General features: G+C 34.2%; 11 protein-coding genes. 3 read left to right on the top strand and 8 right to left on the bottom strand.

Annotated features, from left to right (window positions below; genetic code table 11):
• Positions 1 to 248: 248 nt before the first annotated feature.
• The 3 genes from ACFSR1_RS07995 to ACFSR1_RS07985 form a co-directional block, all read right to left on the bottom strand.
• A complete protein-coding gene (locus ACFSR1_RS07995) occupies positions 249 to 578 on the bottom strand; it encodes a hypothetical protein (RefSeq protein WP_378291349.1) in 330 nt (109 codons plus the stop codon).
• A 64-nt stretch (positions 579 to 642) separates the two neighbouring features.
• On the bottom strand, positions 643 to 1,896 hold the full coding sequence (locus ACFSR1_RS07990; protein WP_378291347.1) for a dihydroorotase: 1,254 nt from the start codon (positions 1,894 to 1,896) through the stop codon (positions 643 to 645).
• Positions 1,893 to 3,818 carry a vWA domain-containing protein gene (locus ACFSR1_RS07985; RefSeq protein ID WP_378291346.1) on the bottom strand — a complete coding sequence of 642 codons (1,926 nt, stop codon included), beginning with the start codon at positions 3,816 to 3,818 and terminating at the stop codon, positions 1,893 to 1,895. The genes ACFSR1_RS07990 and ACFSR1_RS07985 overlap by 4 nt, the downstream gene beginning before the upstream one ends.
• A gap of 206 nt (positions 3,819 to 4,024) precedes the next feature.
• Between ACFSR1_RS07985 and ACFSR1_RS07980 the strand changes: the two genes are divergently transcribed.
• Positions 4,025 to 5,254: a DEAD/DEAH box helicase gene (locus tag ACFSR1_RS07980; RefSeq protein ID WP_378291344.1), complete on the top strand. Its 1,230-nt coding sequence runs from the start codon at positions 4,025 to 4,027 to the stop codon at positions 5,252 to 5,254.
• Between the two features lie 63 nt (positions 5,255 to 5,317).
• Here the strand turns inward: ACFSR1_RS07980 and ACFSR1_RS07975 are convergent, their stop codons facing one another.
• Both ACFSR1_RS07975 and ACFSR1_RS07970 read right to left on the bottom strand, forming a co-directional pair.
• Positions 5,318 to 5,827 carry a porin family protein gene (locus ACFSR1_RS07975; RefSeq protein ID WP_378291342.1) on the bottom strand — a complete coding sequence of 170 codons (510 nt, stop codon included), beginning with the start codon at positions 5,825 to 5,827 and terminating at the stop codon, positions 5,318 to 5,320.
• Between the two features lie 134 nt (positions 5,828 to 5,961).
• Entirely contained in the window at positions 5,962 to 6,696 is a 735-nt protein-coding gene (locus ACFSR1_RS07970; protein ID WP_378291340.1) for a YqjF family protein, read from the bottom strand.
• Between the two features lie 54 nt (positions 6,697 to 6,750).
• On the opposite strand from ACFSR1_RS07970, the gene ACFSR1_RS07965 reads away from it, so the two are divergent.
• Positions 6,751 to 7,479, top strand: a complete 729-nt coding sequence (locus tag ACFSR1_RS07965) for an NYN domain-containing protein (protein WP_378173308.1) — start codon at positions 6,751 to 6,753, stop codon at positions 7,477 to 7,479.
• A gap of 49 nt (positions 7,480 to 7,528) precedes the next feature.
• A complete protein-coding gene (locus ACFSR1_RS07960) occupies positions 7,529 to 9,085 on the top strand; it encodes an NAD(P)/FAD-dependent oxidoreductase (RefSeq protein WP_378291338.1) in 1,557 nt (518 codons plus the stop codon).
• On the opposite strand, the gene ACFSR1_RS07955 is transcribed toward ACFSR1_RS07960, so the two are convergent.
• The 3 genes from ACFSR1_RS07955 to ACFSR1_RS07945 form a co-directional block, all read right to left on the bottom strand.
• Positions 9,082 to 10,299 (bottom strand): sensor histidine kinase, encoded by a 1,218-nt coding sequence (locus ACFSR1_RS07955; protein ID WP_378291337.1) that lies wholly within the window; start codon positions 10,297 to 10,299, stop codon positions 9,082 to 9,084. The two genes, ACFSR1_RS07960 and ACFSR1_RS07955, sit on opposite strands and share 4 nt — an antisense overlap.
• Positions 10,300 to 10,396: 97 nt before the next feature.
• Positions 10,397 to 12,208 (bottom strand): cytochrome-c peroxidase, encoded by a 1,812-nt coding sequence (locus ACFSR1_RS07950; RefSeq protein WP_378291335.1) that lies wholly within the window; start codon positions 12,206 to 12,208, stop codon positions 10,397 to 10,399.
• A gap of 23 nt (positions 12,209 to 12,231) precedes the next feature.
• Positions 12,232 to 13,692 (bottom strand): alkaline phosphatase PhoX, encoded by a 1,461-nt coding sequence (locus ACFSR1_RS07945; RefSeq protein ID WP_378291333.1) that lies wholly within the window; start codon positions 13,690 to 13,692, stop codon positions 12,232 to 12,234.
• Positions 13,693 to 13,700: the final 8 nt, after the last annotated feature.

Raw genomic sequence — 13,700 nt, 5'->3', positions numbered from 1 at the left:
ACAAAAATTACTTCCTTATGCTTCTGTAAAAGTTGGATACTCACAAATGTTTGCCGGAGAAGGAATGGAGTTCCTAAAAAACCAGCCAAATCCAAGTGGATTACAAAACTGGGGATGGGTACAATTAGTAATCAAGCCCAACTTCCTAAAATGGAGCCCGAAGTCTTAAACAAAATAGTCTGCTAACTATGTTATTTATGAAAACCTGTAAAAGAAATTTTGCAGGTTTTTCTACAATATCAGGAGTATTACTTAATAAAAGTAAACCAATCCTGAAAGTAAGGCCCTACTATTGGTACAGTTTTCTGTTCTTCTCGTATGGCTGTTATCAAACCAAAAAACCAAAGTACGAATATAAAGATGTAAAAGGATGATGAAATTATCCAAGAATCGAACATGCTTACTAAAGCTCCCAACAAATAGAAGCCAATGTTTATACCCAATGCCTGGCGAATATGAAAACTAGCAAACGTATTTTTGTCATCTTGATTCATATAAAAAGCTATAATCGTTCCGATAATGGTGATGTAAGCCACAATCGCAGCGGTTTTTCCTTGTTTTGCATAATCTGATTGCATGATTGATGTTTTTTATTATCGTTTTATTAGTGCTAAAGAATAAAAGAAGCAGTAAAAACCCTTTTTATTTTAATATCATGTACCCGTTAGAGATGATCCCATAGGTACTCCCTTTCAAAGTTTTACCTAAAAAAGCGCTGTTCTTAGAAGTTGACAAAATATCTTCTATCTTAAAAGTGGTATTCCCCTTTGGAGTAAATAATGATAAACTAGCCTTATTTCCTTTATTAATAGATATATGTTCAATTCCAAATACAGACTTTCCTTTGGTAAGTAATTCTATCGTTTGATCCATACTTAATATACTGTTCAGTATCCCAAAAGCAGTTTCTAAACCTGTAGTACCATATTTTGCATTATCAAACTCTACTTTCTTATGTTCTATGTCCATAGGTCGATGATCACTGGTGATCATATCGATAGTGCCATCTTTAATACCTTCTAGCAAAGCATTTACATCTTTTTGGGTTCTTAGCGGAGGTAAAACTTTATAATTCGTATCAAAAGTTGTTAATTCCGCATCTGTAAGAGATAAATGATGTACGGATACGCTACAGCTTACTTGTAGACCATTTGCTTTAGCATCTCTAATTAATTGCACCGATTTTGCAGTGGATATAGTCGGAATATGTAATTTTCCTCCAGTATATTCTAATAAGTAAAGATCTCTGGATATTTGTAATTCTTCTGCCAGCGCAGGAATTCCTTTTAGTCCCAGCAATGTACTTTGTTCTTCTTCGTTGACTATACCTTTACCTGCAATACTCGTATCCTGTGGAAAGGAAAGTACAAGTCCATCAAAATTTTGAGCATACAATAGTGCTATTTTAAGCAAATTTGGATTTCGAATCGGTTTTTTATAATCTCCAAAAGCTACAGCACCGGCTTGACGCATATCGTACAGCTCAGCCATATCCACACCCTCAGATTTTGTAGTCAAGGCACCGATGGGATGCAGATTTACCGGGTTTTGATATGCTTTGCCTTTTAGAAAGCCAATAGATGAGCTCGTGTCTGTTATGGGCAATGTGTTAGGATTAAGCGCTATATCTGTAAAACCACTTTTGGCAGCTACCGTTAAGCCTTGATCAATAGTTTCCCGTTCTTCGTATCCTGGTTCTCCAAAACTTACACTGCTATCGAACCATCCTTGGGATACGTGTAGTGTATCTAATTTTACTTCTTCAACAGTTTCGTTAGCTTCGATGAGTGCATCAATATCTTTAATGATTCCGTTTTCAATTAGAATATCCACCGTTTGATTATGAAAAGGCGATGAAGGGTCAATTATAGTAGCGGCCTTTAATAATAAGTTCATTTGAGATATTTTAATAATAGAATTTCGATTAATAAGAAAATCAAAGCAAAAATAATAAACCATTTCCAAAGTTCGTGGATACTGGATTCTTCTTTTATTTGCTCAAATAAGGATGTTATAGAATCGCTTACTTCATATTCTGCAGTAGTAGAAAGATCATAATATTGTAAATTACTTTCTGTGGTATTATAATTATAACTTACGTTTTGGATGAATTGCTCTTTATCCTTAAGTGCATATATTCCTGCCTTTGTAGGAACTTCTTCAGTTGTGATTTTTACTTTAGAGGCAAAGCTTTGTTGCAGAGGAATAATATTTTCCTGACTTGATTCTAAGGATAGTATTCCATCTTGTCCTAATGATATGGGAATATCATACGTATTGGTTTGTCCGATGGTATAAGATATATCTGACAGTTGTAAACTTTGTTTCCCAATATTGTATAACGTAGGAACTATTAATGGTGAATTTTTAAAATTAGAATTCTCATTATCAATAGATGCGGTGAATATATAGATAGAATTTGTTTTGTAAAAAAAGGGAGTACTATCTTCAAAAGACAGGATACTATTTACCGCATTGGTCTGATATAATGAATTGACCTTGGGATATTGAAAATTAGTTACCCTTTTATCAAAAACCCCTCTATATAACGGATGAGAAAAATTAATGCCTGTTATTTTCTTTTCCTGTGTTTTTAAAGCCGATAGTCCTTCATTAGAGAAACTGCCAATAAGTTGCTGGTAAGAGACGAGATTGCCGTCTGCAGCAGGAATAAAACATATAGTGCCTCCTTGATCTTCAAAAGACTTAAGAGCATTAATTAATGAAATAGGAATTTGTTTTAGTTCGTTAATCAATACCAAATTAGCATTGCTAATATCATTGTAATTTAGATTTTCTAAAGGAGTACTAATTAATGAAAATTCATCTGGGGTATAGATATTTCTTATAAAACGGTCATTTGCCTCATTAATGGCGACAACTTTGATTTTTTCGGGTACATTAATTGTAAAATATCGAGAATTATCAAATGTCAATCCCGGATCTTCCAGAACAATTCTTCCATTAACCTTCGTATTTTCTTCAATTTTAAATATAGTACTGGTTTTACCATTTTTAGGAATTGTAACCGAAGTTTTCGCGATTAGCCTTTCATCATTATAAAAAGCAATCGATACATCCTCTGCATTAGCATCGGTATTACTAAGTAGAACATTAAGAACCAATTCATTATTTGTATCGCGTTTTAAAAAAAGACTATCGATGGCTATATTTTGACGTGTTACAGGCTTTAACTGAATAAAATTTGTTTTGGTTTCTGCATCCAAAGGAAGATCAAAAACCTCTTTCTTTTGCTGAAAATCAGAAACCATAATGATTCTTTTGATAGTTTCCGGAGAATTTCCTAAAAGTTGTTTTCCTTTTAGGTACGCTGCACTATACGGTATTTGATTAGAAGTATACTCTAGCTGAAGCAAATCATTCTGAATGTTTTTTTTACTAACCTCTTTAAACGTCTTGGTGTTAGTAAAGAGGGAAATATTCTCATCATCAGGTAATACGCTTAATAATTCTTGAATTGCTCGCTGTAATAATGGACCATTAGAACCCTTAGCTTGCATACTAAAAGAGTTATCAAGGTAAATTACGGTTTCACTTTTTTTACCCACGATTTCTTCTGAAGCCAAAAAAGGCTGTGCAAAGGCGATAATTAATGCCGCAAGAGCCAATAAACGAGCAAGTAGGGTTAACCATTTTTTTATCTGAGAACTTTTACGCGTTTGTATGGTAACTGCTTTTAGAAACTGGACATTGGTAAAAGGTACTTTCTGAAAACGTCTTAACTGAAATAAGTGAACTATAATAGGAATAACGAGTGCAAATAAAGCATAAAGAAATTCTGGGTGTCTAAATTGCATTCTTGATTAACGTTTGTCAAATATACTATAAGATTTGATATTGAAGGTTTAGACTTAACGAATTTTTAGGCTAAGAATTATACTTTTTTACTTCTCACAGACTAATAAGCAGATAAGTAAAACGTATACTAAAAATTAGATGTACCTTTGCAGCTGCATTCAGAAATGGCATAACGTAATAGCTTGTTGTTTCTTAAACAATTTATATGTCATTTAATTCATTAGGATTATCCGATGCTTTATTAAAAGCAATCGATAAAAAAGGATATACTGTTCCTTCCCCAATTCAGGAAAAAGCAATACCACCAATTTTAGAAAGAAAAGATGTGTTAGCATCTGCTCAAACGGGAACCGGAAAAACAGCTGGATTTACTTTACCAATACTTCAGTTACTGTCACAAGGTCAACATTACAGGAAAAGACCAATTCGTGCATTGATATTAACACCTACACGAGAGTTAGCAGCACAGATTTTAGATAACGTAAAAGCATATAGCGAATTTGTAGATATACGATCTATGGTGGTTTTTGGTGGCGTTAATGCGAATCCACAGATCAGATCATTAAGAAATGGAGTAGATATATTAGTTGCTACTCCCGGTCGTCTGTTAGATTTACATAATCAAAGAGCACTTTCTCTGGCAAAAACAGAAATACTGGTATTAGATGAAGCGGATCGAATGCTTGATATGGGATTTCAAAGAGATATTAATAAGATATTGGCCTTATTACCAAAGAAAAGACAGAACCTATTGTTTTCTGCTACATTTTCTAAAGAAATTAAAAAATTAGCTAGCGGAATTTTATATCATCCCGTATCTGTAGAGGCTGCTCCGGAAAACACTACTGCAGAGAAGGTAGATCAAAAGATGTATAAGGTTGATAAAGCTAAGAAATCTGCTGTAGTTATCAAGTTGATCTCAGAAGGAAACTGGAAACAAGTACTGATATTTACTAGAACGAAGCACGGAGCAAACCGGCTAAGCGAAAAATTAGCGAAGAGTGGAATCACATCTGCTGCAATTCATGGAAATAAAAGTCAAGGCGCAAGGACTAAAGCACTAGCTGGTTTTAAACAAAATAAAATCAGGGTGTTGGTCGCTACAGATATTGCAGCACGTGGATTAGACATTCCTTTGTTACCGCACGTAATTAATTACGAATTACCAAATATATCTGAAGACTACGTACATAGAATTGGTCGTACTGGTAGGGCAGGAGCAAGCGGTGAGGCAATCTCTCTTGTATCTCAGGATGAAGTAGCTTATGTAAAAGGAATAGAGAAGTTATTAGAATTAACATTACCTAAAGAAACCATTGCAGGTTTTGAACCGAGCTTCGTTTTTGATTATAACGCTGCTGCACCAAAGAAAAATCAACAAGGAAGACCTAAACGTACAAATAGAAATAATAATCGAAGACGTAAAAGAACATAAAAAAGAATAAAAAAAAGCGGAAGTTTAACTTCCGCTTCTAAAATATTTATATATCGCTTCTTTTTAAAATATATAGTATCCTATAGAAAGTTGGAAAGTTCCGTTTTTCGAATCAACATTGTCTACGACATCGGTAAGTCCAAAATTATATCTTGCCTGAGCAAAGAAATCACCAAACTCTACACCGGCACCAACAGCACCACTAACATCAAAACTTTCTGGTTCTCCTACTTCAAAATCATCATTTACCACGATACCAAATTGTGGTCCTGCTTCGAAGCTAAGAAATTTAAGAAATTTATATTTCACTAATATTGGTACATTAACATAGTCAATATCAGTATCGTCAGCTCCTTGAGCAGAATATAATACTTCTGGCTGAATCGCAAATTTGTCAGCGATTCCTAATTGTCCAACAACTCCGATATGATATCCTGTTCTGCTGTCTAGATCAGTATCTCCGTTTATATTAGAAAAGTTGACACCTCCTTTAACACCAAATTTGATACTTTGTGCATTAGAAATTGTAGTAAAACCGATAAGCGCGATGGCTAAAAAAAATAGTTTTTTCATAAGTCTAATTAATTGTTTGTTCTAATCAAATATAGAAACTTAAATACTAAAAAAAGGTTAAATAGTCTAATAAAACTTTAGAACTGGTTCCTTTTTAACATAACAAATCTTTTATGATCCGGTGTTAGAGTGCATTAATAATAATCGGATTTATTCTTTTTATCCATTCCCCAGGCAAGTACTTGTACACCTTTGGAGTAGCACATTTTATCTGGATTATTTTTTAGTAATGTTTCGAACCGCGGATACTTCACCAGTAAGTTTTTAATTTCAATATCTTGTAATGACCATTCCGGATGATGTATTTCATATTCATTAATAAATTCTTTAGAATCCTGAAAGAGGGCATACCTTTCTGTTAACCAAATATCAAGGTCTGATTTGGTGTTTTGCTCTTTCCCAGGGTGATATTCAATTTTAAGCGAATCTTCATATTGATTATTAGTAGAGGTGTAAATTCCTGATTTTCTTTTCATTTTAGAATAGCGATAAGGTAGTTCAGAAATCTTTTTGGCGATCATACAGGAAAGCTTTTTACCTCCTTCTATGCTTAAGAAATAAACACCTGTCTTTTTTCCTGACTTAATATAGGTTCTAATATTAATTTCTCCAAAATTTGAAATAGGATCAAAGTATGGTAGATTTTTTGGTCTGATCTTTTCCATAGAAAAGGCTACCAAGGATACCCAGGGACTCCCTTCATACATATCAATTTCCAATTCTTTAGGAACGAATTTTCTGAGTTCATTGTCATCTACTTTCCAATGTAAGAAAATTGCCTTATTCCATTCTTGGTAATATTTCCAAGGTTGTTTTGGTAATTCCCAAGGTCGATGTTCAGTGTTTTTTAATATTTTCTGAATGGTCATTAGATTACTATTGAATACTTTTATTAGATATTGTATTTATGTACCTTTAAAGGCATGATTAAAGATACAAAATTAGCAGTCCTGATTGATGGAGATAATATTCCCGCAAAGTATGTAAAAGAGATGATGGAAGAGATCACCAAGTATGGAACTCCGACTATCAAACGAATATACGGAGACTGGACAAAACCTTATTTGGCAAAATGGAAAAATCTCTTACTCGAAAATGCTATAAACCCAATACAACAATATAGTTATACAACAGGAAAAAACGCTACCGATTCTGCGATGATCATAGATGCAATGGATATTTTGTACTCAGAAAAGGTTAATGGTTTCTGCTTAGTGTCATCGGATAGTGATTTTACTAAGTTAGCCATGCGATTACGAGAAGCTGGTGTCGTAGTGTATGGAATTGGAGAAAAGAAAACTCCGGATCCATTTATTGTTGCTTGTGATAAGTTTATTTACCTGGAAATTCTTAAAAAAGATACTGAGAAGAAGGATGGTAAAGAAAAATCAGAGAAATCCAATTTAGATAAGATCACGCCTAATATTATAAGATTACTTAGAAACTCTGTAGATGATGCAGCAGATGAGGATGGATGGGCGTTTTTGGGTGATGTAGGTTCCCTAATTCTAAAAAAGCAGCCTAATTTTGATTCAAGAAACTTTGGCTTTGCAAAATTAACTCCTTTATTTAATTCTTTGAAGCAATTCGAAATAGATCAACGAGATCATAGTAGTGGAAAGTTTAAGCTGATTTATGTTCGTAACAAATAGATTTACTGTATAACATTGTATCTTCGCCAAAAATTAGAAAACCTATTCCTTGCAGTACGAATTTAGCATACAAGTAACACCTGAAGTCTCGGCAAATCTGGATTTATTGAAAACTCAGGTGTCGATAAAAAATGGGTTGCCTATTGACGAAATTAGACATATACTGATTTTAAAAAGGTCTATTGATGCACGTCAAAAGGCCATAAAAGTCAATTTGAAAATTAAGGTATATGTGCAAGAGGATTTTGTTGAAGAATCTATTCAGTTACCAGAATATCCAGATGTTTCAAATGCAAGCGAGATTGTTATTATCGGAGCGGGTCCTGCAGGGTTGTTTGCGGCTTTACGTTGCGTAGAATTAGGATGTAAACCTATCGTATTAGAAAGAGGTAAGGATGTTCGTAACAGAAGAAGAGATCTGAAAGCAATAAATAGAGATCATATCGTAAATGAAGACTCCAATTATTGTTTTGGAGAAGGAGGAGCAGGTACCTACAGTGATGGAAAATTATATACACGCTCTAAGAAAAGGGGAGATGTAAATCGTATTCTTAGATTGTTAGTTGGTTTTGGTGCTACAGATCAGATTCTTGTAGAAGCACATCCACATATAGGGACTAATAAGTTACCTGCCATTATTGCTTCTATTCGAGAAAAGATAAAACAACACGGAGGCGAGATTTATTTTGAAACCAGAGTGACTGATTTCAAGATCAAAAACTCTGAAATCAATGCAGTAGTGCTTCATAACGGAGATGTAATCGAAACGAAGAAAGTAATATTGGCTACAGGACATTCTGCCAGAGATATTTTTGAATTGTTATACAAGAAAAACATTGATATTGAAGCAAAACCTTTTGCATTAGGTGTTAGAGTAGAGCATTCTCAACAATTAATTGATCAAATACAGTATAAATGTGAAGTACGCGGGCCTTATCTTCCTCCATCTCCTTATAGTATTGTGAAACAAGTAGGAGGTAGGGGAATGTATTCTTTCTGTATGTGTCCCGGTGGCGTTATTGCTCCTTGTGCTACAAGTCCCGGAGAAGTAGTAACCAATGGCTGGTCTCCATCCAAAAGGGATCAACCTACTTCTAACAGTGGTATTGTTGTAGAATTGCGGTTAGAAGATTTTAAAGAGTTTTCTGAATATGGTCCTTTAGCTGGCATGTACTTTCAGAAAAAAATAGAACAACGTGCCTGGCACTTAGCAGGAGAAACACAACGGGTTCCGGCACAAAGATTAGTGGACATGACACTAGGAAAAACATCATTAAATTTGCCTGAGACTTCATATAAGCCAGGTTTAACATCGGTAGATATGCACGAAGTTTTTCCGAAGTTTATTCATAAAACACTTCAAGAAGGATTTAAGGCGTTTGATAAAAGTATGAGAGGATATCTTACTAATGAGGCGGTAGTGCATGCTCCCGAATCCAGAACATCATCTCCGGTGAGAATTCCAAGAGATCGATTTACTTTAGAACATACACAAATAAAAGGATTGTATCCGTGCGGAGAAGGTGCTGGTTATGCTGGCGGAATTATTTCTGCTGCTATCGATGGTGAAAAGTGTGCCGAAGCCTGTGTGGCTACTATTGCTTAAAGATTTTGCTGTTTTTTGATAGAAAAATCAAATGTGGTTTGTACTCTCAAAGTTGATTTTACTTTGATGCATCCACCCAAATTTTCCACTAATTTTTTTACAGTAGATAGTCCTATTCCATTTCCTTTGTTACCGCTTCTGTCAGTTCCGTTAGCTGTAGTAAATAATTCGAAAATAGAATCAATTTTATCATCCGGGATGCCCATTCCATTGTCAGTAATCTTAAAGTAATAAAAGATAGTATCTTCTGTATACTCAATATCTATTATAATTTGTTCTTTATCATTATACTTAATACTATTTCCGATCAAATTAAAAAATATTTGCTTTAATGCTGATTTGTTGCAATTTAGTGCAGGATTAGATTCCGGGAAATGAATCGTACAATCAGGTTTAATACTTAATAATTCGGCAATTTCTTTTAAAAGATAATTAAGTTTAAATGACTCTGGTTTATTTTGTGCTAAGCTATCACTTTCGTAGTGATCCAAAACATCATTAATATAATCACTCATAGTAAATGAGGATTGTTTTATATAATCGAAATATTGTGAAGTTTCTTGATCCAGATCATTTGCCAATTTCAGTTTTAACAAATCTGAAGTTGTAATCACATTGGCCAAAGGCATTTTTAAATCATGAGAAATTACTCTTGCAAACTCCTTTAAGGATTCATTTCTTTTACGAAGTTTATCTTCTACTTGCTCTAAGTCTTTATTTTTTTTATTGAGCTCAAACAAAATGACAACTTGGTGGGCAAGAGATTTTAAAGCTTCTAACTGTTTGTCGCTAAGTTCTTTGGGTTGTCTGTCGATTACACATAGAGTGCCCAGTGCGAAACCGTCTTTATCAATCAAAGGAATACTGGCATAAAAGGTCACTGTTCCTTCTATGGTAAGAGGATTGTTACAGAAACGTTCATCTAATCTGGCATCCTTAACAATTAATGGAGTATCGGGTTCTAAAATAGCATGAGCACAAAATGATTCCTTTCTCGGAATTTCACTAGCAGAAAACCCATAGGAGGATTTAAACCATTCCCGGTCACTATCAACCAATGATATTAAAGCAGACTCGGTATCACACAAATACGCAGCTAAAGCGGTGATCTCATCAAATTCATTTTCGGATTCTGTATCAAGAATACCTAATGACTTTAATGCTTCAATTCTGAATTCTTCGTTTAAGGGGAGTACCGGTGCAATCATCTTCATCACGAATTGCCTTGTGTGAAACAATTCTTAATAAAATTAACAAAAAAATATTAAAAATTAAGAATTCCCTTTAATCAATATTCAAATCATACATAATTTAATATACTATTGACTCATCGTTGAGACTTTTTATAAAAGCAATGATATCAGCGATTTCTTGTTTTGTTAGATCCAGTGGATCTTTAGGTAGAGTCTGATATTTTTGATCTATACCGATACCGGCTCCGCCGCCACGATTATAAAAATCCATAACTTCTTCTAAAGTATTATATACACCATTATGCATATAAGGTCCGGTTCTATCGGTGTTTCGTATTGTAGGTGTTTTAAAAAAGTGTTTTCGTTCAGGAGTTTTGTATACTAAGTATCTTCCTAAATCGTCACTAATAACGGCATTAACTGTATCCTTATGTTTAGGAACTCCAATTAGTTCCATTTCAGATTCTTTATAATCTGGCGGAACAGTGCCATTAAATAATGGTGCAAAATGACAAGTAGCACATTTTGCTTTACCATTAAAAAGATTAAATCCATGAATTGCATTCTGGGAAAGCGTATTTTCTAAACCGTTTATATTTCTATCAAACTTGGAATTGAACGGAATCAGACTTCTTATATAACTTGCGATTGCATTCCGGATATCATTATTGTTGATTTCACGATTAGGATATGCTTTTGAAAATTCAGCTACATATGTATCATTTTCGATAACAGCTTTTTCTAAAGTTTCTAAATCCGAATGAAATTCGTTTTCATTTTCTACAACACTTATAATTTGTCCCTCTAACCCACCGGCTCTTTTATCATAAAAGAAATCTTGTTGTAAGGCTGAATATAATAAGGTGGGACTGTTACGAGTAATTCCTTTGGATGTTTTTAATCCATCAGTAAAAGCTTTTTCAGGTTGATGACAGCTTGCACAGCTGATATTTTTGTCTGTAGAAAGATTCGAATCATAAAAGAGTTTTTTGCCGAGTAGTATCTGATCTTCTGTGATTTCTTTTTGACTTTGATCCGCAAAATAATTCACATTAAAAGTATCGGAAGAAAAGAGTGATTTTGCATCGTTTTTTAATGCTAGTTCAAAAGGAAATTCTACTTTCCAGTCTGTAACTGTTTTATTCCAAAGATTTAACTGTTTGTGTGTATGGTTTTTAATAAAATTATAGCGATCAAATTCATTAAAATCACCTTGTAGATTATTTATTGTAGCGTTTATTTCATTATTCCAGGCTTCAAATAGGCTATGATCTTTGAATTCATTATTAAACATGGATAGGTACGTCTGTAAACTTTTATACACTATTCTAGCATCTTCTAATGAGTTTTCGAGAACAGGAGAATCAAAACCTGTAATTCCGGTAAGCGCAACTCTTGCAATAGCCTTTCTAAACATCCACAGAAAGTGATACGGTTTTATATGGTTAAAGCTCGTGTTCTTTTGAATGAGCTTTAACCGACTAGAAATTAGATTGACATGTTTAATAATAGTAACTGTATCAATTTGTTCTGAAAATATCTCTTCTTCAAGAACCTGATAGCCACTTGGAGGTTTTATTTTGATATCCGTAAAATCTTCTTCTTCAACTTTTAGAATATTTGGCTGGTTAAGAAATCCATAGTTATCTATATCAAGAGTGGATAATATGGGTTCTAGCTTTTTAAAGTATTTTCTTGCTTCTTTAAAATTCTGTTTAATTTTATCAGGATTATATTTAATACTATCAGTATACATAATTGCTAAGGTAATATCCTGGTCAAATTTTTTATGCATTACAGTATTGAATTTGATTTCTTCTGTATCTTCTTTTTTTACTACTTCACTGCAAGAGAATAGAGTAATTAAAAGGAAGAGGCTTATCCCAAGACAAGCCCCTTTATTTGTTATATAATCTAATAATAATTGCATTTGATGATATGTGTGATATAAAATTATCGTCCTAATCCTTTGATAATATATAACATACTACCTTCTTTTCTGCTATTAGCAACATTTGGATTGGCGTTAGGATCCGTAAAAGGTGTACCGTCAGCTTTTTCCCAACCGTGGTTTTGGGTAATGAGAATAAATGTCTCATCTACTCTGATTATGTCAGAAATATCAATCATACCTGTGATTTCCCAAGTTTTATCGGCAGGTCCGTATCCTTGAGCAGCAGCAGTTACTTGATCACATTCTAGAACAGTTTTTAATATACCTGAATTAAGATTATACTGATACAATCTAGCATAATGAGCGGCTGCTGGTTTAAAATCTTGTATTCCATTAGGGTCTTCCTGAATATACGCGTAGTTTTCTGTTACTAAAATATTATCAGGACTGTGGAAGGCTTCAGCTTTACCTCCTTCTTTATCTCCATCAAGCACACAGGTTATTTTTCCAGCTCCTGTAGGGTCATTTTCGTTCAGCATCACTTTATACACTCTTCCTGAACGAGTTCCTTTTCCGATAAGGTCTGGTTTATCTCTTCCGGTAACGGCAAGATATACTTCTCTGTTATTAGCGGCAGAACCTCTTCTCCAGTCGATATCCTCTAATCTAGAGAATCCCATTACACCTTTTGACTTAGCCTCAGCATCTAATAGATCAATATCTTTTTCTGTAAGCTCTACAAACTCCATATCATATGCAGTTCCTTCTTCCATATCCATTTCGTATGTAATTCCAGGCGAAGTTACTTTTAATCCATATAATTTTCCTCCTTCGAGATCACCTCGATTGCCAACATACATACCTAATTGACCAGAAGGAATTTCGTTATTACTATTATCGTCTCCTATAAAAACAACCGTTTTGTCCGGATATGCATCTTTGCCAATAGCCACTGCGTTTTCAGTAGACCACTGTCCCATTGCAGTTAACATTCTGGGAGTAGAGGCAATAGAAGGATCTCTGTAAGGGTCTGTGGCAAAAACTCCTTTAGAATTTCCACCCCATTCTCCGCCAGAAAGGTAGATAGGTCCAAAACCGTGTTCCTCTGGTGTGACCATAGATCCAGAACACTGAGCAGTTTCTGCTGTTGCTATCGCATTAAGAATATGCTCTCCTTTGATAGGCTTAAAAGTTTCATCGAGTGTAATTCTGGCTATCGCATAGTCTGCTTCTATATTGTTTATTAATGTATAGGTTCCATCAGTATTACGAAGTAAGCCAGCTCCATCTGCCATAGAACCATACGTGAAATCAGGAATGTAAGTATCTTCTGAAGATAGTAAGTTGTAAATGTCAATATCTGTAAAACCAGACATTTTTTTTAGTAAAATAGGTGATGTTGATCTGCTTTCTAAATTGATGAGATCTCCTATTGGTGGTGCTGAAGTATTGTCATCATCATTGCAAGAAATGAATACAAAACTGCAACCTAGCGCAAGAAGTTTTAAGTAGTTTTTCATGATTGTGT

The organism is Aquimarina rubra (genome assembly GCF_042684305.1).
Classification (GTDB): Bacteria; Bacteroidota; Bacteroidia; order Flavobacteriales; family Flavobacteriaceae; genus Aquimarina; species Aquimarina rubra.
This window is presented reverse-complemented; position numbering and strand designations above follow the sequence as displayed.

Coding starts and splice junctions, on each gene's coding strand:
- ACFSR1_RS07975 (WP_378291342.1), bottom strand. CDS start 5,827: ATGAAAAAACTATTTTTTTTAGCCATCGCGCTTATCGGTTTTACTACA.
- ACFSR1_RS07945 (WP_378291333.1), bottom strand. CDS start 13,692: ATGAAAAACTACTTAAAACTTCTTGCGCTAGGTTGCAGTTTTGTATTC.
- ACFSR1_RS07980 (WP_378291344.1), top strand. CDS start 4,025: ATGTCATTTAATTCATTAGGATTATCCGATGCTTTATTAAAAGCAATC.
- ACFSR1_RS07970 (WP_378291340.1), bottom strand. CDS start 6,696: ATGACCATTCAGAAAATATTAAAAAACACTGAACATCGACCTTGGGAA.
- ACFSR1_RS07995 (WP_378291349.1), bottom strand. CDS start 578: ATGCAATCAGATTATGCAAAACAAGGAAAAACCGCTGCGATTGTGGCT.
- ACFSR1_RS07985 (WP_378291346.1), bottom strand. CDS start 3,818: ATGCAATTTAGACACCCAGAATTTCTTTATGCTTTATTTGCACTCGTT.
- ACFSR1_RS07990 (WP_378291347.1), bottom strand. CDS start 1,896: ATGAACTTATTATTAAAGGCCGCTACTATAATTGACCCTTCATCGCCT.
- ACFSR1_RS07965 (WP_378173308.1), top strand. CDS start 6,751: ATGATTAAAGATACAAAATTAGCAGTCCTGATTGATGGAGATAATATT.
- ACFSR1_RS07950 (WP_378291335.1), bottom strand. CDS start 12,208: ATGCAATTATTATTAGATTATATAACAAATAAAGGGGCTTGTCTTGGG.
- ACFSR1_RS07955 (WP_378291337.1), bottom strand. CDS start 10,299: ATGAAGATGATTGCACCGGTACTCCCCTTAAACGAAGAATTCAGAATT.